The 19692-nt window shown below is 38.4% G+C and carries 17 protein-coding genes; 7 read left to right on the top strand and 10 right to left on the bottom strand.

The genetic code is table 11. The features are described 5' to 3' along the window. Positions 1-7: 7 nt before the first annotated feature. The 8 genes from GAB14E_RS03730 to GAB14E_RS03760 all read right to left on the bottom strand — a co-directional run bounded on the left by GAB14E_RS03730 (position 8) and on the right by GAB14E_RS03760 (position 7661). Positions 8-1048: an ArsJ-associated glyceraldehyde-3-phosphate dehydrogenase gene (locus GAB14E_RS03730; RefSeq protein ID WP_033083952.1), complete on the bottom strand. Its 1041-nt coding sequence runs from the start codon at positions 1046-1048 to the stop codon at positions 8-10. Positions 1049-1211: 163 nt separating this feature from the next. Continuing rightward, positions 1212-2453 carry an HlyD family secretion protein gene (locus tag GAB14E_RS03735; protein WP_033083951.1) on the bottom strand — a complete coding sequence of 414 codons (1242 nt, stop codon included), beginning with the start codon at positions 2451-2453 and terminating at the stop codon, positions 1212-1214. A gap of 1 nt (position 2454) precedes the next feature. Further along, a complete protein-coding gene (locus GAB14E_RS03740) occupies positions 2455-2847 on the bottom strand; it encodes a hypothetical protein (RefSeq protein WP_033083950.1) in 393 nt (130 codons plus the stop codon). Between the two features lie 82 nt (positions 2848-2929). Beyond that, a complete protein-coding gene (parE, locus tag GAB14E_RS03745; RefSeq protein ID WP_033083949.1) occupies positions 2930-4822 on the bottom strand; it encodes a DNA topoisomerase IV subunit B in 1893 nt (630 codons plus the stop codon). An 86-nt stretch (positions 4823-4908) separates the two neighbouring features. Beyond that, positions 4909-5502: a YqiA/YcfP family alpha/beta fold hydrolase gene (locus tag GAB14E_RS03750; RefSeq protein ID WP_033083948.1), complete on the bottom strand. Its 594-nt coding sequence runs from the start codon at positions 5500-5502 to the stop codon at positions 4909-4911. 50 nt (positions 5503-5552) lie between these two features. Further along, a complete protein-coding gene (locus tag GAB14E_RS23775) occupies positions 5553-6437 on the bottom strand; it encodes a metallophosphoesterase (protein WP_035126985.1) in 885 nt (294 codons plus the stop codon). 18 nt (positions 6438-6455) lie between these two features. Next, the gene (locus GAB14E_RS03755) at positions 6456-6950 is read right to left on the bottom strand and encodes a DUF1249 domain-containing protein (RefSeq protein ID WP_052094008.1); all 495 of its coding nucleotides are present in this window, start codon (positions 6948-6950) and stop codon (positions 6456-6458) included. A 66-nt stretch (positions 6951-7016) separates the two neighbouring features. Next, a complete protein-coding gene (locus GAB14E_RS03760) occupies positions 7017-7661 on the bottom strand; it encodes an NUDIX domain-containing protein (RefSeq protein WP_033083947.1) in 645 nt (214 codons plus the stop codon). A 143-nt stretch (positions 7662-7804) separates the two neighbouring features. Here GAB14E_RS03760 and tolC point away from each other — a divergent pair, with 143 nt between their 5' ends. Beyond that, positions 7805-9148 carry an outer membrane channel protein TolC gene (gene tolC, locus GAB14E_RS03765; protein WP_033083946.1) on the top strand — a complete coding sequence of 448 codons (1344 nt, stop codon included), beginning with the start codon at positions 7805-7807 and terminating at the stop codon, positions 9146-9148. 141 nt (positions 9149-9289) lie between these two features. On the opposite strand, the gene GAB14E_RS03770 is transcribed toward tolC, so the two are convergent. Further along, on the bottom strand, positions 9290-10384 hold the full coding sequence (locus tag GAB14E_RS03770) for a glycosyltransferase family 4 protein (protein WP_033083945.1): 1095 nt from the start codon (positions 10382-10384) through the stop codon (positions 9290-9292). Positions 10385-10532: 148 nt separating this feature from the next. Here GAB14E_RS03770 and lpxL point away from each other — a divergent pair, with 148 nt between their 5' ends. Both lpxL and GAB14E_RS03780 read left to right on the top strand, forming a co-directional pair. Further along, positions 10533-11471, top strand: coding sequence for an LpxL/LpxP family Kdo(2)-lipid IV(A) lauroyl/palmitoleoyl acyltransferase (gene lpxL / locus GAB14E_RS03775; protein ID WP_033083944.1), 939 nt, complete (start codon positions 10533-10535; stop codon positions 11469-11471). A gap of 108 nt (positions 11472-11579) precedes the next feature. Continuing rightward, complete coding sequence (locus GAB14E_RS03780) at positions 11580-12278, top strand: TcpQ domain-containing protein (RefSeq protein ID WP_033083943.1); 699 nt, start codon at positions 11580-11582, stop codon at positions 12276-12278. 73 nt (positions 12279-12351) lie between these two features. Here GAB14E_RS03780 and glnE read toward each other — a convergent pair whose 3' ends face one another. Then, the gene (gene glnE, locus GAB14E_RS03785; RefSeq protein ID WP_033083942.1) at positions 12352-15210 is read right to left on the bottom strand and encodes a bifunctional [glutamate--ammonia ligase]-adenylyl-L-tyrosine phosphorylase/[glutamate--ammonia-ligase] adenylyltransferase; all 2859 of its coding nucleotides are present in this window, start codon (positions 15208-15210) and stop codon (positions 12352-12354) included. A 141-nt stretch (positions 15211-15351) separates the two neighbouring features. On the opposite strand from glnE, the gene GAB14E_RS03790 reads away from it, so the two are divergent. The 4 genes from GAB14E_RS03790 to GAB14E_RS03805 all read left to right on the top strand — a co-directional run bounded on the left by GAB14E_RS03790 (position 15352) and on the right by GAB14E_RS03805 (position 19687). Further along, positions 15352-16329: a hypothetical protein gene (locus tag GAB14E_RS03790; protein WP_033084091.1), complete on the top strand. Its 978-nt coding sequence runs from the start codon at positions 15352-15354 to the stop codon at positions 16327-16329. Positions 16330-16370: 41 nt separating this feature from the next. Continuing rightward, positions 16371-17273 (top strand): DUF350 domain-containing protein, encoded by a 903-nt coding sequence (locus GAB14E_RS03795; protein WP_033083941.1) that lies wholly within the window; start codon positions 16371-16373, stop codon positions 17271-17273. A gap of 110 nt (positions 17274-17383) precedes the next feature. After that, on the top strand, positions 17384-19090 hold the full coding sequence (locus GAB14E_RS03800) for a polyamine aminopropyltransferase (protein ID WP_033083940.1): 1707 nt from the start codon (positions 17384-17386) through the stop codon (positions 19088-19090). Between the two features lie 183 nt (positions 19091-19273). Next, positions 19274-19687 (top strand): YjfI family protein, encoded by a 414-nt coding sequence (locus GAB14E_RS03805; protein WP_033083939.1) that lies wholly within the window; start codon positions 19274-19276, stop codon positions 19685-19687. Positions 19688-19692 lie beyond the last annotated feature (5 nt).

The raw sequence follows: 19692 nt of genomic DNA, 5'->3' as shown, positions 1-19692 counted from the left end.
TTACTCTTTAAAGCCCGTTAAGACCAGTTAAGCTATTTGCCACAAGTTTCATTAACTCCGCCGTACGATTAGCGTAACCCCACTCATTGTCATACCACAAATACATCTTCAGCTGGCTACCGTTAATCACCATAGTAGATAACGCATCAACAACACAGGATCTAGCATCAGTTTTATAATCAACTGACACTAAGGGTTTAGTTTCATAACCCAGAATTCCCTTTAACTCACCTTGTGCGGCATCAGACATTAACTGATTTATTTCTTCAATAGTGACCTCGCGCTGCATTTCAAAAACACAATCAGTTAATGAAGCATTGGCTAGAGGAACACGAACGGCATGGCCATTTAACTTGCCTTTTAGTTCCGGAAAAATATCAGTGATGGCTTTAGCTGATCCCGTTGTTGTTGGAATAAGTGATTGCCCGCAAGCGCGTGCACGACGTAAGTCTTTATGTGGCGCATCTAATATTGATTGGGTATTGGTAATATCATGGATAGTGGTCATACTGCCATGTTTTATGCCCACAGACTCTTGCAAAACTTTAACCACGGGTGCTAAACAGTTAGTGGTACAAGAGGCTGCGGTAACAATTTTATGTTTATTTTCTTGGTATAGCTGTTGATTAACACCCATAACAATATTGACCATGTCATCATCAGAGCCATCTCGTGCTAACTTCATCGGTGCTGTAACAAGTACTTTTTTAACACCTTGAATGAAGTAAGCTTGCAGTTTTTCTTTATCTCTCATAACTCCTGAAGCTTCAATAACAAGATCGCAATCCGACCAGTCAGTTTCAGCTATGCAATCATTACGGCTAACAATTAATGACTTATCGTTAATATGCATTAGAGTCTCTATAGCAGTCGCCTCATATTGCCAACGGCCATGAATAGAATCAAAATTAAGTAAATGCGCGAGTGTTGCAGCATCACCAGCAGGGTCATTAATTTGAATAAACTCCACTTCAGGCCAATGCCAGGCTGCGCGTAATATTAATCGTCCCATACGGCCAAAACCGTTAATACCTACTCTAATTGTCATTTACCCAACTCTTATCTTTATCGTATTTGCCTTAATTATTTTCAGCAAATAGTCGATCTGAAAAACACAAAAAAAATCCTCTACTAAAGAGGATTTATCTAAATTAACTATATTACAGCTAGATTACACTTTTATGACAAAGTTAACTGTTGAACTTTATTATTTAATTGCCTGAAAAGACTAATCCTTTTACCGGCAACAGTAAGGCTTGCATTCTTAGGATAATGGCATGAACAATTCCTACAGTATCAACCATATGTAGGTAGATTGATTCTGTAGCGCTCAGCGTACCGCTATTAATTAATTCATGATGATAACTATATGCATTAGCTATACATTTTGTGCCTGGTATAACACCATCAAGCCCACCTTCATATAAAGGCACCAATTTTACTGTTAACGTACCCGGTCTTGCCCTTTCTTGTATATCCAACAAGGTCTCAACTGCCCTTACTTGTCCTGTAGCAATAACACTTTGCACGCTAGCCACCTTCATAGGTATGATAGTGAAAGGTTTTGACATACAGGTAATTTCAGCAAAAGTTCCCACCTTAATGACATTAGCCGTTAACTGATTAAAACCCGCTTGTACTGCTTCTTTTCCAGAAGCCTCACCGGTAGTTGGTACAAGAATACCCGCAGCGCGAATCATAGGATTAACAAAATCTCCCGGCTGTAAGGCAAATTGTTGTAATTCGCCATCAATACGGGCATAAATTGTCCTTTTAGCTTTATCAACAATCACCGACTCTAAAGTTTCTATGGCACTGGCCCTTTTAGCTGGCAGAATAGTGTCTAAAACACCTTGTGCTGCAGCCTGATTAGCGAGCGAAGCTGACAACGTCGCTTGTTGCATTGCCACAGTATCCGCTAATTTTTGTACCTCACTTTCACTGATAATATTATTACCTTGTAGTGATAACTTCTTTTTTCTATCGTACTCATGTTGCGAACGTAGGTAAGCACTCTTATCCCTTTCAACCACACTTATCGTCACTGCATGTTGTGCATAAGCGGTAACAAACTCAGCCTCAACTTGCTGAACTTGTGCTTGCGCCCCCTCAATAGCTGCCACTTGAGATTCATCATACATGCTAAAAAGTGCTGTTCCCGCTTTCACTTGCTGATGATTCTCAACAAAAACATGCTGCACCCGGCCACTTTTTTCAGGCATTATCGATACAGTTCGAAACATTGGCGTAGCATTAGTGGTCGATGGATGATAATAAAAGATTAAAGTAACCAGTGAGATGGCTAAAATAGTACAGGCAGATATCCCCCAACGAAGTTCATACCACATAGTGAAGAAGGTAATCTCTTTGCCCCAAGTCTTGCCTTGGTGGTATTTTCTAAATAAATAATCCGGAAGGATGGTAAAAAGTGAACATAAAAGTACTTCTAACATGTTAGTTGCTCTCCTTGTTACTCACCTGCTCTGCTGAGGGCTGCTCTGGGCAAGCTTGTTTTTCTGTCGAGTCTTTAGCTTTAGCGATTATTTCTAAAGACTTAGCTATAGACTTCAATGGAGCTAAAAAATCGGGGAGTTCAACCACCGCTAATACTAGCGCTGCGACCCAAAATATATTGTTGTGGGTAAATAAAGCTAAAATAGTTAATATGGCAATCAACTGTATTTGAGTATGATTTTTTCCATGGGCAATATGCTCTGGCACTGCATGTAACTTGAAATATAAAACGCCACCAATCAATATCGCAACCACCAAAATAACAGCCATAACAACCATTAGAGGATCACTATTAGCACCGGCTAAATACCCCGGAATATGCTCAATTTCCATGTCCATTTCCATGTCCCTATTTCATATAGTTTTAGTTGTATTTTCAAATTTATTGTCTAGGAGTTCATTGAACGCCTAGACCTTATACAATGGCAAGATCACCCTTACTCTGTAACCATTCTTTTCTATCCGGGCTGCGTTTTTTCGATAACAACATATCCATCAACTCCATAGTTTCGGCATGTTCATCTTCAAGAGCAGTTAACTGCACTAAACGGCGAGTATTCGGGTCCATGGTAGTTTCACGTAACTGTAGCGGGTTCATCTCACCCAAACCTTTAAAGCGCTGTACGTTAACTTTACCACGCTTTTTCTCCGCTTCAATTCGATCTAATACGCCATCTTTTTCAGCTTCATCTAGGGCATAATAGACTTCCTTACCAATATCTATGCGATACAATGGCGGCATAGCTACATAAACATGACCAGCTTGCACTAAAGGTAAAAAGTGTTGAGTGAATAAGGCGCACAATAATGTAGCGATATGCAGTCCGTCCGAATCGGCATCCGCTAAGATACAAATTTTACCGTAACGTAACTCAGATAAATCATCGGAGTCGGGATCAATACCCAAGGCTACTGAAATATCATGTACCTCTTGTGAGGCGAGGATTTGCCCTGAGTCGACTTCCCAAGTATTTAGGATTTTACCACGCAACGGCATAATCGCTTGAAATTCACGATCTCGCGCTTGTTTAGCACTACCGCCAGCTGAATCACCTTCCACTAAAAACAACTCAGTACGGGCTAAATCTTGACTACCACAATCAGTTAATTTCCCGGGTAAAGCGGGGCCTTGAGTGATTTTTTTCCTTACCACCTTCTTACTGGCGCGCATACGTTTTTGCGCATTGCTGAGACAAAACTCTGCCAATAACTCAGCTTTATCTGTATGCTCATTTAGCCACAAACTAAAAGAATCTTTTACCACACCAGTAACAAAAGCCGCACACTGACGTGACGATAATCGTTCTTTAGTCTGACCAGCAAATTGTGGGTCTTGCATCTTAATTGATAAGATATAACTACATTTATCCCAAATATCATCTGGGGTTAATTTTACCCCGCGCGGTAAAATATTACGGAATTCACAAAATTCTCGCATCGACTCAAGCAATCCCTGGCGCATACCATTAACATGAGTACCACCGGAAATAGTAGGAATTAAGTTAACATAACTTTCGCCTACGCTTTCACCGCCTTCGGTTAACCAAGTAACCGCCCAATCAGCCGCTTCATGTTGTGAGGTAAAACTACCAACAAAAGGCTGCTCAGGCAAAGAGATATAATCTTTTACAGAGTCTATTAAATAATCGGTAAGACCATCTTCATAACACCACTCATATTTTTTATCTTCATTTTTATCATTAAATTTTATAGTTAAACCTGGACATAAAACGGCTTTAGCTTTAAGTAAGTGCACTAAGCGACGAGCTGAGAATTTAGGGCTGTCAAAGTATTTAGGATCAGGCCAAAACTTTACTCTTGTACCAGTATTTCGTTTTCCGACTGTACCTGTTTCTCTTAGCTCTTCAACTTTATAACCATTTTCAAAAGCCATTTCATAGACTTTACTGTCTCTTCGAACGCTAACATCAACACGGGTAGATAAAGCATTTACTACAGAGATGCCAACGCCATGTAAACCACCTGAAAATTGATAGTTTTTATTGGAAAACTTACCACCCGCATGCAACTTACAAAAGATAAGTTCAACCCCGGAAACCCCTTCTTCAGGATGAATATCGGTAGGCATGCCACGGCCATCATCAATTATTTCTAATGATTGATCTTTATCTAACGTTACCGTGATATTTTGTGCATGTCCTGCAAGCGCCTCGTCCACAGAGTTATCGATAACTTCTTGGCCGATATGATTTGGACGACTAGTGTCGGTATACATGCCTGGACGATGGCGTACAGGATCTAAGCCACTAAGTACTTCAATGGAGTCGGAGTTGTATTGGTCAGTCATTTGAAGCTCATTTTAATCGCGGTTAAAAGGGTTAAGTATTATAGTATTAGCAACCACATATCAGATATGACTAATGTGATTGGTGGTCAATCAAGTTGGAAAAAGTCAAAAATAGTAGCTAAGCACTTATCAAAACCGATAAAGCTATGATCGCCACCTCGCTGTACTATTAATCGACAATGTTGATATTTTTCCACAGCTTGTTGGTAATTTAACACTTCATCACCCGTTTGTACCATAACAAGGTAATTATTTTTTTGCTGACAATCAATTGTTGGCATCGCCTGCTCTAAAACTTGTAGTTGTCGGAGATGATCTCCGGTAACTTGATATACTTCTTGGGTATAAGGGTTTACTTGTTCACCAATATAATCATGCAATAATTCATAAGGTCTTATCGCTGGATTCACCAATACGGCTAAACAGTTGTACTTTATCGTCAAATAACTAGCAAAATAACCACCTAAAGAAGAACCTATTAAATACCATTTTGTATTCAAACAGTGGTTTTCAATAAGATGCTCTAACTGAGCAATAGCTCCTTCTGGTGTTGATACCAATTGCGGGCAAAAAAAGTCTATATCAGGAAAATTGTCAGCTAAATACTGTCGAGTTTGCTCAGCTTTTATCGACAAAGGTGAAGAGTTAAAACCATGGATGTAGAGAATGTTTTTTTTCATTATATTTGCAGCTCATATCAGGTTGTTGTGAAGCAAAGCGAGAGGATTTATTATAAATAAATGACATCGGTAGCTATCTTTCCATTAGCAAACAAGTGAAATAATCGATAACCTGGTCCTTTATCTAAAGCAGCAACGCCATCAACACTTGGGTCAAATTGTATTGATGTCGCCGGACAAGTATATAAAGTTACTGGCTCTTTAACCTTATCTACCTTTTGAGTCCCTTGCTGACTGAGTGATTTATTCGGTGATATCACTAGGGCATCGACTAGCGGTTCAACTAATGCTGTTTCTAAAGGTATATCTAATGGATAGCTTAGCTGAATAGCACTATGCACATGGCCGCAAGCGATAGCTTTAACATTATCAAAACAATCAATAACTTGCCAAAAGCCAGTTTGATTTTGTAAGCCATGTTTATCAATAAAATAGCCTACATCTATGGGATGATGATGCATCATCACTAGCTGATGTTTATCTGCCTTGATAGCGTCCTTTAATTCTCCTAAAGCCTGTTCACTAACATGTCCCGCTGGAGTCTCACTTTTGCTATCAATTAATTGCACTTGCCACTGAGGCAAGTTTAATGTTTTATCCGCTTGAAAGGGTGACTTGGAAAAATATTTATCCAATAATTCTGGTTCGTCATGATTGCCCGCTAAATAATAAATAGGCACACAAACATCACACTCATGAACACAATCCACAAAATTTTGGTAAGACTGTTCACTGTGATCTTGAGTTAAATCACCGGTAAAGACGATGGAGTCAATTACTGGATTTTGGCAAATGCTTAATAAGACTTTTTTAAGGTTCGCTAGAACATTATGCCCGTGATGCAAACTATCAATTGAGGCAAACAAATGGCTATCGCTTATTTGCGCCAAAACGATAGGTTTATTGCTTTTAGGATAAGATTCAATAGAGTGCATAAGTTAACCGTTCATATATTAAGATTGTAACTCAACATTCACCTGCCCTAAACGTAAACATAAATGTAACCACTCATTTAAAAACTGGTTAGTTTGTTGTTTTTCATCTTGTTGATGCATTTGGCTATTTGGGTAATCGTAGCGTGGCTTTACTTGTCTGATATCTTGGGTAGAAAGCACCTCCGTCATACGAGCGTCGTGATATAAACGAATGGTCATACGCGGATGTAAAGCGCTAGCGATAGTGTCTGGAATATTTTTAAACGCGAAATTTAAACTTTCCTGCTCAAAACTTATTAGCGAGGTATAACGAGTAACCTCCAATATAGTCACATTATATGAGAGGAAATCACTGATAAAAAAGTGACGAGTTTCCCCTGTAGCTGCTTTATCTGCTAACACTCTGAGCAATAACATATAGTTGTTGGCACACAAAGTCATTAAACTAACTAGGTTAGGTTGGTAACTTTTTCTAGTGCCGTTAACTAATGCCCTATTAGGAAAAAAACTCATAAATGCCTCTTAACTACTAATTTTTTTAAACTGATACCTTCAATGGTCGTACTATATAAAGCCTACTTATTTTGAAGAGAGCGATTGATAGTTCATTGCCAGCCATTGTAACCCGATAATAGTGGCTGCGTTAGTGATTTTACCTTTCGCTAATAAATCGAAAGCACAGTTACGGCTAACCAGATGTAACAGTATGTCTTCATTTTCTTCTGGCAGGCCATAAACAGCACCAGAAGTTACATTTTCACTATCAAAATGTGCTAAATATAGGTGAATTCGCTCACTCATTCCGCCTGGGCTCGAAAGGTATTGCATAATCGGTTGTAAGTTATCGGCACTAAGACTGATATTAGCTTCCTCTTTAGCCTCTCGTATAGCGACCTCAACCGGGCTTTCATTATCATCAAACATGCCCGCAATAAACTCTAATAACCAAGGGCTGTCAGCTCCCCTAATTGCACCTGGTCTAAATTGCTCTATAAGTAATATTTTGTCACGCTGTACATCATACGGCATAACAACTACAGCATCACCGCGTTCAAATACCTCTCGAGTGAAGATCTGACTTTTCTGCCCCGAAAACAGCTTATGTTGCAGTGTGTATTCATTCATTTTAAAAAAGCCCTGATACTTAGTATCAACCGAGTGCAAAGTCATTTGCTCATTTCCAAATTGCAACAAAGCTAATGGCTTATTTGTATTACTTTTCATCGAAAATCTCTTTTGTAAAATAATTTGTTACACTAGTAAACAGTTATTTTATTTGGTTAATTTAAAAATCCATGTAGGATACTCTACCAACTAATATCAATACATGAATAACAAGAGTAATACACCCAAGGAATTCCTTACTCATGAATAAAACACTAAGCACTCTAATTATAGCGATAACTGCGGCTATTAGCAGCACACACGCCCAAGCCGATGATTTACTTACAGTTTATCAACAAGCGTTATTAAACGACCCTGTGGTACTAAAATCACAAGCACAGTTTATGATTGTAAAAGAAGATATTGTTCAAGCAAGATCAGTTTTATTACCACAAATTAACCTTACTGGTGGTTATAGCACTGGCGAACAAGAAGATTTTAATACTGGCTCAGTAGTCAATACCGAATTTTCAAGTTTAACGTATGGCGCCAACTTAAATATGCAGCTTTATCATCATGATAGCTGGTTACGTTTAGGTAATGCTGAAAAAGCTGCGCATCAAAGTGATTTGACTTATCAAGTTGCCAAGCAAGATTTAATCACTCGTGTTACTCAAGCTTATTTTGATTTATTGAGTACAAAAGATGATCTCGTTTTTGCTACAGCAGAAAAAGATGCGATTGCTCGTCAACTTGAGCAAACTAAACAACGCTTTTCAGTTGGCTTAACCGCGATAACCGATGTGTATGAAGCTCAAGCTCAATTTGATAGTGCTGTTACTGAAGAAATTCGTGCTGAAAATGCGATTTATCAAGCTGAAGAAGAGTTACGTGTAATTACCAACACTTATCCAAGTAATGTCAGCATATTAAATACGCAACGTTTTAGCACTAGCACGCCTATACCTAATAGTGCTGATGAGTGGCAAGTTACTGCAGAAGCTAAAAATCTCGATTTAATTACCGCTAAAGTAGGTATTGATATCGCACAGGATAATATCAATATAGCGCGTTCGGGCCATTACCCAACATTAGATTTTGGTGCAAGCTACAGTGGTAAAGATGATGAATCAACCCGCGGCATAAATCCAACAATAGATGCCCCTGGTATTAATGGTTATTCACTTGGTGTGCAGTTAAATGTGCCAATTTACTCAGGTGGGGCAATTCAAAGTTCAGTGCGTAAAGCACAAAATAGCTTCGTATTAGCCAGCCAAGATTTATCATTAACTCATCGTAGTGTGGTGCGTACTACACGTAATGCCTATAACACAGTTATTGCCGCCATTTCAGCCATTAAAGCATTTGAGCAGTCAGTATTAAGTGCACAAAAAGCACTTGAAGCTACAGAAGCGGGTTTTGAAGTGGGTACTCGTACCATTGTTGATGTATTAGACAGCACACGTAATTTATATAACGCGAAACGTAATCTATCATCAACACGTTATGCCTATATTCAAAACGTTTTATTATTAAAACGCGCTGCTGGTACCATCACTGATGAAGATATAAGTTCCATCAACTCAGGCTTGATGGTAGTTAAGTAAAGACTAAAAAATATTTAAAAAGCCCTAAGCAATACTCTTGCTTAGGGCTTTTTATTAAATTAATTTTGATTCTTAAAGTTGCTTAAGCGGGGGGGAACATAACATCCGATACCTAGGGTCTACTAGTAATCAATAATCGAATTACACTAGTGTTTTTAGAAAATGGGTTAGCTCTTTTGCTTCCCTCTCCACCGAGTAGTGCTCTTCAACGCGTTGACGACCGGCAAGTCCCATTTTGGTAAGTTTATCCTCATCACTGAGTAATAGTGCCATTTTCTCTTTTACTGCTGCTAAATCATTTACCGGTACCACATAACCATCAACCCCTTGACGAATAACTTCTGGCCATGCGCCAGCTTCGCTAGCAAGTACTGCTGCGCCACTACTCATTGCTTCAAGTACAGTTAAACCAAAACCTTCATTTTCACTTAAAGCGACAACAAGTGATAAGCTGCTAAAGATTTTAGGAATATCGGCAAAATCTTGTTCGCCAGCAAAAACTATTCGCTGGGACAAACCAGCTTGGGTAATTTTATCACGTAACTCTTGAGTGAATTTTTCATGTTTAGTAGCAATACCACCAACAATAACGGCGGTATAATCAGGATAATCTTTTAGCAACTCAATACAACTTTGCACAAAAAGGTGCACGCCTTTTTGTTTTCTCACTCGCCCAAGGATGGCGATACCGCGCTTACCTTTTTCCTGAACTGGCGATAATAAATCGAGGGATTGCCATGCTTTTTGCTTATCTACGCTTGATGCATAGGTATTGGTATTAACACCGTGATATATGATGGTATTAGGAGGGTTTTCTAAATAACTGGCTGAGGCATTACACATAGCAATAACCGCATCCATACGGCTTGTTAACCAGCAAGTAAATTTCGCCCGTTTACGTTGAGCGGCGGAGCTGAAAACTAATTTAATTTTAGCTCTAAAAAGATATTTTAATAATACACCTTGAATCATTTCATCAACACGACGAGCATGAAATATACGAAGTTTACCATTTTTTAACGGGTGTTGGCACATTTTAACCACTTGCCAAAAGCTAATAGCTAGGCTTGGTTCGGTTAAATTATTCTTGCCCATGACTCGCAGCGGAATCATGTCTTTTTGATAAGACATCACCTGCAACATTGTTGAGGTGATCCCTGAGAAATTCCGTTTTGAATTTCCAAGAATAAGCTCTATTTCGCTATTACTTATTCCTTGGTCAACCACTGCATCCATTAAAAATATCTCAATATACCAATTATTAGCTTATTGCCGCCATTCTACTGTAAAAACCAGCTTATGTGGTAAATAACTTCATTGCCCAAGGCAAACTAACTTGCGTATAATCACACATAGTTAAAATAAGGTTAAATGAGACAAAACATTGAGCAAAAATAAAGTATTACAGCCAGACTTCAAACTATCATTTTTCTTACCAAAATATTGGTTAACTTGGCTTGGTGTCTCTATTCTTTACACCATTTCATGGCTACCATTCAAGTTACAGCTTGCTATGGGCCGAGTATTAGGTCGATTACTATTCAAATTTGCTTCAAAACGTAAACATATTGCGCTGACAAACTTGAAATTATGTTTCCCTGATAAAAGTGAAAAAGAATTACAAATATTACTTAAAAAAAACTTCGAAAATACCGGGATTGCACTTTTTGAAACTGGTATGGGCTGGTGGTGGCCTGACTGGCGGGTAAAACGTAAATTTACAATTAAGGGATTAGAGCACCTCGAAAAAGCTCAACAGGAAGGTAAAGGTATTTTATTACTTGCCATGCATTACTTAAGTGTTGAGATGAATGCTAGAGGTGTTGGCTATAGTCACCCTATGGTCGTTTTTTACCGGCCTCATAACAATCAATTGATGGAGTTTTTCCAATTTCGAGGAAGAGGTCGTTCTAATAAATACATGTTAGGTAAACGTGATGTAAAAGGATTAATGAAAGCACTCAAAAATGGTGAGGCATGTATTTACTTACCTGACCAAGATTATGGCAGAAACCGTAGTGTCTTTGTGCCCTTTTTTAAAGTAAAAAAAACGGCAAGTACAACGGGTACTCTCCTCTTTGCTCGACAAAAAAATGTTGAAACCATGATGATTATTCCAATAAGGAATGAAGACGGGAGTGGTTATAGTTTAGAAGTAATGCCACCATTAGAGAATTTTCCTTCGGGGGATGATATTGCAGACGTTACACGTGTTAATCAAGAATTAGAAAAAGCTATTTTACGTAAACCTGAGCAATATATGTGGTTACACAGACGCTTTAAAACCAGACCCAACCCTGAAGATATTTCATTATACAAATAACTGACTGCTCAGTTTTTATCAGTTATTTGTATAAATACTATTCTTTGCGTAAAGTAGTCAAATATTCACTATAATTAAATTATTGAAAACACAGGTATTGATTATCCAATGAACTTTTGGCTGCGTAACATTGTATTAGGACTTTTTCTTACCGCACTGGCTTGGGCATTTTTTGCTAACCAAGACTTTTTGCTATCCCTAGATGGCTCACTAGGCAAAGTAGATAAGAGTGCAATAACTAGCACGACAACCGTTGTAGACACTATTCCACAGACATCTAAAAGTAAAAAGGATGAGTATCAACAAGGTAGAGCCTCAACTAATGCAGCTGCAATAGGTTTATCCAAGTTTTATGCAAATTTACATGGCGATATGGATGGTAAAGGCCCTAAAATTCGTAATAATATTGTTTACCTTCCGCAGCCAAAAGGTGATTTAACTAAGTTATTACAAGCGAGAGAAATGATTGTACGCCCTTATAAAAAGAATTGGCAAGGCAGTGTAGAGTCTAGACCCTTTAGGCGCGGTGAAACCTTAAACCAAAAGCTGGCTGAGTATTCAGAACAAGATGGTGTCGATTTAATTTGGTGGCTTAACCGTGATTACGTGGTAAAAGATCCCTTTAGAATAGAAAAGAACATTTTGAAAACCGCCTTGCAAGTGGCTAAAGCTGTTGAAGGCCACTTCGAGTCAGGCCTTTCAATCTTCTTTTGTTATCGTCAACGTGCAATTGTCATTATTGAAAGTGCACCCCAGCCATTTTTGGATGAGGAATGCATCTTACTTTCTGGTATAAAAACTTATTAATTTTATTTACCTATCGACTTTAGTTACCGGTTTTAGTTACCGACTTTACTACTAAATTTAAAAGTCGGACTTATCAATCAACTAGGTATTTTTGCCAAATGTTACTAATGAAATCTTGCCCTGTTAGATTTTTCCTATGAATTAATTGCCCTGCACTTTGCATGGTCGCTTGATGACCTAAAGCCCTTAACTTTTGATACATATTACTCAACTGCTGTTGCTCTGATTTTTTCAATAAACCGAGTTTAAGTAATATTTTAAAAATCCCTAAGTTATCACAAACAAGCATCAATTCACTATGCTGCTCTGCGTGACCAAGTACTAAAAGCTGCGCCAGGAATTCAATATCAACTAAACCGCCCTTACCTTGCTTGATGTCGAAGTGCGACTCATTTGATTTGTCTAAATGTTTACGCATTTTTTCCCGCATACTAATAATGTCACTTTTGAGTTCGCTGGATTCTCTTCGTTTTGATAGTACCTCTTGCCTAACGCCAATAAATTTTTGCTTAAGTTTCTCATTACCAAAAATCATTCTAGCTCTAACTAAAGCTTGATGCTCCCATGTCCAGGCATCTAGATGTTGATATTGTGCAAAAGTATTTAAATGAACGACTAACAAGCCCGAATTTCCTGATGGTCTTAAACGCATATCTAGCTCATATAATATGCCGCTATTCATACGGGTATTAAATATATGCATGATTCGCTGAGCCAACTTCATATAAAACTGGCTTGCTGATACAGATTTACTACCATCGGCTCGACCTGTGGTATTTTCTTCAGGGCTACTTTGATGAACAAAAACTAAATCAAGGTCTGAGCTATAACCTAGCTCTACGCCACCCGTTTTACCATAAGCAATAACCCCAAAACCTTTTTCCTTACTGCCATCAACGCAGCTAGTTGGTATACCAAAACGTTCACTCACGTGTTGCCAAGCAAGGTTGATTACCTCTGTTATAATAGCTTCTGCTAATGCTGTTAGGTGTTCACTAATTTTAGAAACTGGTAATACATCTGCAATATCAGCCGCAGCTATACGTAATTGTTGCGATTGCTTAAACTGTCGCAAAGACTCCATTTGTGCTTCAAGGTCTTCCTCTGGAACTCTCAACATACGTTCACGTAATTCTATTGCATAAGATGAAAGCTGAGGCGGGTTATGCAATAACTCTGGGTCGATAAGTTCATCAAGTAGTATCGGGTACTTGGCAATATAATCAGTAACCCAGCTACTTGCTTGGCATAAATGAATAAGCTGTTTCAGCGCTCCTTCATTTTCAAAGAGTAATTCCAAATAAGCTGTACGTGTTACTATTTTACTAAACACTATTAATACACGTGCTAACACCTGCTCGGCATCAACTTTTTTTTGTAACCTGCATAAAAGTAACGGGATTAATTTATCTAAAACCTGCCTGCCGCGATTTCCTAAACTTCGCTTGCCGGTATCCTCCCGAAAGTCTTTTATTATTTGCCAAATTTTATCACTTTGCCAAGTAAGACCTTCTTGATCTAACCAAGAAATTGACTCTTCATCACTCCAGCGGCTATGCCATAACGTAATCCAGTGTTCATCTGCTGCTTGATGATTTGGGCTATCAATACCAATTAACAAGTCAAACTCTTGGTGTACGCCATCCATATGTGTGGCCAAGATAGCTAAAAAACTAGGCCAATTATCAATTTCAACGACAGCTAACAACCTTTGTTGGTTCAGTTCATCATCTGGTAAGGTTTGGGTTTGTTTGTCATCCAAGGCTTGAATTATATTTTCAACACGACGTAAAAAACGATAGGCGTTTTCTAATACTTGTTTATTTTCTTCCTTAATTTCGCCTGACTCAACCAGTTTTGGTAAAACGGTTAACAGACGTCGCTGTTGTAGTTCTTTTACCCGCCCTCCCCTAATTAACTGGAAAACTTGTACAATAAACTCAATTTCGCGAATGCCGCCTGCACCCAATTTAATATTATTGATTAATTGCTTACGACGAACTTCTTGAGCGATCATCATTTTCATACGGCGCAAACTATCAATCACACTAAAATCAATATACCGGCGATAAACAAACGGTCTTAGCATGTTTGAAAGTTGTTGATGATAGATTGAATCACCAATAACGCGTGCTTTCAACATGGCGTAACGTTCCCAATCTCGACCTTGTTCTTGGTAATAATCTTCCATTGCGTTAAAAGTTAGTACCAATGGACCACTATCACCAAAAGGACGCAATCTCATGTCTACTCGATAGACAAAGCCATCACAAGTAACTTGGTGTAGAGAAGCAATAAGTTTCTGTGCTAAACGAGTAAAAAATTGTTGATTATCGATGCTTCGTCGACACCCTTGGGTTTCTCCACTTTCAGGGTAAGTAAAAATAAGGTCTATATCAGAAGAAAAGTTTAACTCATTACCGCCTAGTTTACCCATGCCATATACTAAGAGGATCTGAGGCACTCCTTGTTTATCGGTAGGAGTTCCCCATTTTTGTCGACAAAAATTGGTAAGCCAATACAAGCTAGCTAATATAAGCTCGTCTGCTAATGATGATAATCGAGCTAATGAAGTATCTAAACTTATATTAAATACTAAATCATCTTGTGCTATCTTGACCATTTGCTGCAAACGAAATCGCCTAAGGACTCGGTGCAATTGAACTTCGTCAACACAATCAGCTAATTGATCAAGCAGAAGACTATTATAATCTAGTACCATTTCTTCGCTAGGTGTTTTGAACAACTCAATAACAAGTTCAGGCGCTTGTAAGGCGCTATTTAGAATAAAATCACTTAAGGTTATCGCTTGTTTAAAAGCATTTAACTGCGCTTCGGATAATTCACCACAAGCATTGGTATGTTGTTCAACAAAGCATTGCCAACTTGTTTTTTGTTGTTGCTGTAAGAGTGGAGAAAAGGCTAAGGTCATAAGAATTCCTTATATAAGCATAAGTTACCTATAGACATAATATGTCATTAATGGTATTAATTGACACTTGTCTATGCTTAGTCGCTAATATTAATTAATTATTTCGATAACATAGCATTTTTTGAGGAGATGATGGCAGAAATGCACTTACTAAAAACACCTTTTTTATTGCTCTTGATCATAATTACCAGCCTTAGTTTATTTGGCTGTGGCGATCCCGTGAAAGCGCAAATCGAGCAGCAACTACCTATCACTAAAAAAAGAGTTACTCAATTGGGTGATGCTTTAAGTAATGGCCAAGTTCGCAATGCTAACTTAATCAATCAATATGCTGATAAAGTCATAGTCAAAAAGCCAAGTTTAACACCATTGATTAATGAGTTTCGAAAAGATGCTTCTATCGATGGCCCTATGTATAAAGCGTTACTCGATAGAGTCAATACCGCCAAGAATCAACCGCAAATGTTTGACTCGTCTCAAGCACTTTATAATGAGTTGCTAAATATTTACCAAGCAGCTGATCCGGTACTTTATTCCGATGCGTTAAGCGATCCACTTAATGTGCTAGCGGATATGTCAGATGGCCAATTGCCGCGCATTAATTCTTTATCTAAATCACAAAGTCAGCGCGCTAATAAAGCACAAGATTTTGGTACCGGAGAACAATTAATTGGCAACCCCAATTATGGTAACTGGCAAACAGGCAGTAATGGTATGTCATTTTGGGCTTGGTATGGCATGTACTCCATGATGGGCGACTTATTTGGTCGACGTACTTATTATAATGATTGGGGTAGAGGCCGTAATTACAGTTATTACAATGATTACGGTAGAACACGCTACAGTTCACCTAGGCAACTAAAAAATCAAAGTTCCCTAGATACACGGACTAAAAAGTCATTTAGTCGTAGTGGCCAGAAATTTACTAGTCCCTATAGTAAAAATAGAGCCGGCTCTTCAAGTTTATCCAGCCAGAGCAAAACCGCACAGACCAGTGCTAACCGTTTTCGCACCAATAGTGTGAAAAAGAGCAGTTATGCCAGTAAATCTAAGAGTAAGAGTTCAAGCTTTAGAAACTCAAACACCAACACTTCACGCGGTTTTAGACGCGGAAAGTAGTGAACAAAACGTGAAAAATTAAGGATAGGAACAACAAAATTATGAACTCATTGATCCAACTCGTTGGTGTTAATCAAGACTTACTTATTTATTTAGCCATTGATGTTTCCATAGCTATTTTACTATTAGGAGCTATGCGCTTTCTTTCGGGGCTAAGTGCCAAAGTAAACAGTACCGATGAATTAGCTAAAGAAGATAACTTTGCCTTTGGTATCAGTGTTGCAGGTAGCATATTAGCGCTAGGCATCGTACTTACCGGCGCTATTACCGGTGAAGCAGCAAGCAGTTATGCCATGGAAGCAATAGGAATGCTGGCATACGGTGGTTATGGCTTAATATTGATAAAAATTGGTCGTATTATTCATGATAAAGTGGCGTTGCAACGCTTAGACAAAAATGCACTCATAATCGAAAAAAACCTTACTATCGGTATTATTGATGCTGCTGGCGCTATTGCGACAGCCCTTGTTATTCGAGCTGTGCTAGTTTGGGTAGATGGCTTAGATTTAAGTACTTTTATTGCTATAACCAGCGGATTTTTTGTCGCACAAACAGTACTAGTTATTGTCACCCGTATCCGTGAAAAACAATACGCTAAAAATAACCAAGAAGACTGCTTACAAGAGGCATTAAGTAATGGTCAACTCGCCTTAGCCATTCGTTATAGTGGTCAAGTGATTAGTACCGCATTAGCCGTAACTGCCGCGAGCTACTTTCTAGTTTATAGCCCTGATACCTTAGTGGTGAATTTAATTGGTTGGTTAGTCATTGGCGTAGTTATGACTTTATTGGTCGCACTGCTGACTGCCATTGCTAAGCGAATTGTACTTTGGGGCATTAATTTGGTTGAAGAAGTTGATCAACAACATAATATCGGAGTTGCCAGTATTGAGATGGCTACCAGTATTGCTATTGCCTTAATTTTAACGGCGCTAATGGCATAAGTAAATAATCAAATAGACCATCAACGATTAATTATTCGTTGGTGGTCGCTTGTTAAAACAGCCATAAATACTTCTATAAATCTGCCTCTCCTATTAAAACTAAAGCGAATATGTCTCAAAACACCTTACTTCAGAAAAAGTCTCATCTGCTCGACGATACCTTACTCATTTTAACCATGGCAGTACTCGCTGGCTGTGGCCTTATATATGAATATTTGTTATCTCATTACGCAGGTCGAGTATTAGGCGTGATGGAAAGTACTATCTATACCATGATTGGTTTGATGATTGTGTCGATGGGACTGGGCGCTTTTGCAGCCCGAAATGTGCGCTGCGCTTTTAACGGCTTTGTTTGGCTTGAGCTCATAATTGCTTTGATTGGTAGTTGCGCCATTTTAATTATCGGCGCTTTAATTGCTATCACGCAAATATTTCCGGAGCTGATTGCTAACATGTTATCGCTACCGCCAGATATGAAGCCACAAGGTGGACTTTTTCAACAACTAAGTTGGCTTGCCTTTAATAGCCCCTACTTTTTTGGCGTGATACTCGGTTTTTTTATTGGTATGGAAATCCCTTTAATTGCGCGCATTCGTGAGCAAATTCATCAGCAACACCTGGCTAACAATTTAGGGACTATTTATGGCGCTGATTATGTTGGTGCTGGTATTGGTGCTGCTATCTGGGTCATTTTTTTACTGAGTATTGATATCAGTAAAGCCGCGGCACTCACAGCTAGTTTAAATCTTATTGCTGGTGCCTTTTTTATCCTACGCTATTGGCAGCATCTAAATTGGCGAAAAACATTTGTTGGTTTGCACTGTCTATTAGTTTTAGTGATTATCTTGATGTTTAATTTCGGCAACCAATGGCTTAATCAAATGAACAGCCTGCTCTACCTTGATAAAGTGGTGCACACCGACAAAACTCGCTACCAACAATTAACCTTTACCGAACGTCATATGGGACTTGAGCAAGACAATATCATCAATTTCTACTTAAATGGACGCTTACAGTTTTCTTCCATTGACGAACATATTTATCATGATTACCTCGTTGCACCTGTAATGGCCGGCTCTGCACGACATGACAATATATTAATTATTGGTGGTGGTGACGGTTTAGCCCTACGAGATGTGTTAAAATATAACCCTAAAAGGGTGACTTTAATCGACTTAGATAGCGAACTTATTGATATATTTAAACAGCCAAAAGGGTTGGTAAACTCTCGTTTAGCAAGTCAAATATTACATTTGAATAAACAGAGCTTACAGGATGAACGTGTCACTATTATTCCAGCCGATGCTTTTATAGCTATCAACGAGTTGTTAAAAGACCGACAAGTGTTCGATGCCATTATTGTTGATTTGCCCGATCCAAGCCATCCCGATCTGAATAAACTCTATTCAGTCAACTTTTACGCTCGACTTAAATTATTACTTGCGGGCGATGGGTTGATAGCCATTCAATCAACGAGTCCATATCACGCTAAAGATTCTTTCATTGCTATCGGTAATACGTTAGCCGCAGCTAAGTTTGCCCATGTAGAGCAGTATCACGATAATGTGCCTAGCTTTGGTGAGTGGGGGTGGACCATAGCCTCTAAAAGTGGCGCTAGCCCATTAACAAGATTAAACAAACTAATTAACTTGCCTGTAGCGCATCAATGGTTAAATTTAGCTATATTAAAGGCGGCTTTTATTTTCCCAAATGATTTCTATCAAAATAAAGCCGAAATCGGCATTAATATATTGGGTAGCCATACCATTTACCAATTACATCAAAAGGCTTGGCAAGATCAACAAGGCTTGAATTAATCATTAATGCCCAAATGGTTATTAATTAGTATTAAAACTTAGTAATAAACCTGAGAAATACTAAACAGTAACAATTAGTTTATAAAAACACCTTGACATAATATGTCAAGGTGTTAAATTTAACTCAGGCGACATAATATGTCATCTAACTTTTTCATTAAAGAAAGGAAGGATAGGAAATACATGAATATTCATACTATAGCCGATCACTTAAACAGCTTGGCAGATAATTCAGACACAGGAATGAGCTTTGATTGCCAACCAATATCTGGCGAAGTTGACGTCTTGCAAATAAGCATTTTAGGGCGTGAAGAGTTACCAGTTTTTGTTTCAGTAACCGAAGATCAAATTCTTTGCATCAGTTACTTGTGGGGCAGCGAGGAAGTTAAACCCGAATGTGTTAATGCTATGCATGAGAGCATGTTAGAAATGAACATCCCTATGCCATTATCATCATTTTCAAAAATTGGTGATAAGTATGTGGTGTTTGGCGCTCTATCTATCAGTTCTAGTTTTGATGATGTCGAGCATGAATTAGCAGTATTAAGTAATAATGCTGTAGAAGTTATTGATGATATGAGTGAATACTTACTTTAGTTTAA

It is taken from the genome of Colwellia psychrerythraea (genome assembly GCF_000764185.1).
Taxonomy (GTDB): domain Bacteria; phylum Pseudomonadota; class Gammaproteobacteria; order Enterobacterales; family Alteromonadaceae; genus Colwellia; species Colwellia psychrerythraea_B.
The sequence above is the reverse complement of the archived record's forward strand: the minus strand, read 5'-3'. Positions and strand labels throughout refer to the sequence as shown.

Excerpts from the sequence above, each read along its gene's own strand:
- GAB14E_RS03790 (WP_033084091.1), top strand. The coding sequence starts at position 15,352 with ATGCACTTACTAAAAACACCTTTTTTATTGCTCTTGATCATAATTACC.
- GAB14E_RS03795 (WP_033083941.1), top strand. The coding sequence starts at position 16,371 with ATGAACTCATTGATCCAACTCGTTGGTGTTAATCAAGACTTACTTATT.
- parE (WP_033083949.1), bottom strand. The coding sequence starts at position 4,822 with ATGACTGACCAATACAACTCCGACTCCATTGAAGTACTTAGTGGCTTA.
- GAB14E_RS03740 (WP_033083950.1), bottom strand. The coding sequence starts at position 2,847 with ATGGAAATTGAGCATATTCCGGGGTATTTAGCCGGTGCTAATAGTGAT.
- glnE (WP_033083942.1), bottom strand. The coding sequence starts at position 15,210 with ATGACCTTAGCCTTTTCTCCACTCTTACAGCAACAACAAAAAACAAGT.
- GAB14E_RS23775 (WP_035126985.1), bottom strand. The coding sequence starts at position 6,437 with ATGCACTCTATTGAATCTTATCCTAAAAGCAATAAACCTATCGTTTTG.
- GAB14E_RS03800 (WP_033083940.1), top strand. The coding sequence starts at position 17,384 with ATGTCTCAAAACACCTTACTTCAGAAAAAGTCTCATCTGCTCGACGAT.
- GAB14E_RS03780 (WP_033083943.1), top strand. The coding sequence starts at position 11,580 with ATGAACTTTTGGCTGCGTAACATTGTATTAGGACTTTTTCTTACCGCA.
- GAB14E_RS03755 (WP_052094008.1), bottom strand. The coding sequence starts at position 6,950 with ATGAGTTTTTTTCCTAATAGGGCATTAGTTAACGGCACTAGAAAAAGT.
- GAB14E_RS03805 (WP_033083939.1), top strand. The coding sequence starts at position 19,274 with ATGAATATTCATACTATAGCCGATCACTTAAACAGCTTGGCAGATAAT.
- tolC (WP_033083946.1), top strand. The coding sequence starts at position 7,805 with ATGAATAAAACACTAAGCACTCTAATTATAGCGATAACTGCGGCTATT.
- GAB14E_RS03760 (WP_033083947.1), bottom strand. The coding sequence starts at position 7,661 with ATGAAAAGTAATACAAATAAGCCATTAGCTTTGTTGCAATTTGGAAAT.
- GAB14E_RS03770 (WP_033083945.1), bottom strand. The coding sequence starts at position 10,384 with ATGGATGCAGTGGTTGACCAAGGAATAAGTAATAGCGAAATAGAGCTT.
- GAB14E_RS03730 (WP_033083952.1), bottom strand. The coding sequence starts at position 1,048 with ATGACAATTAGAGTAGGTATTAACGGTTTTGGCCGTATGGGACGATTA.
- GAB14E_RS03750 (WP_033083948.1), bottom strand. The coding sequence starts at position 5,502 with ATGAAAAAAAACATTCTCTACATCCATGGTTTTAACTCTTCACCTTTG.
- GAB14E_RS03735 (WP_033083951.1), bottom strand. The coding sequence starts at position 2,453 with ATGTTAGAAGTACTTTTATGTTCACTTTTTACCATCCTTCCGGATTAT.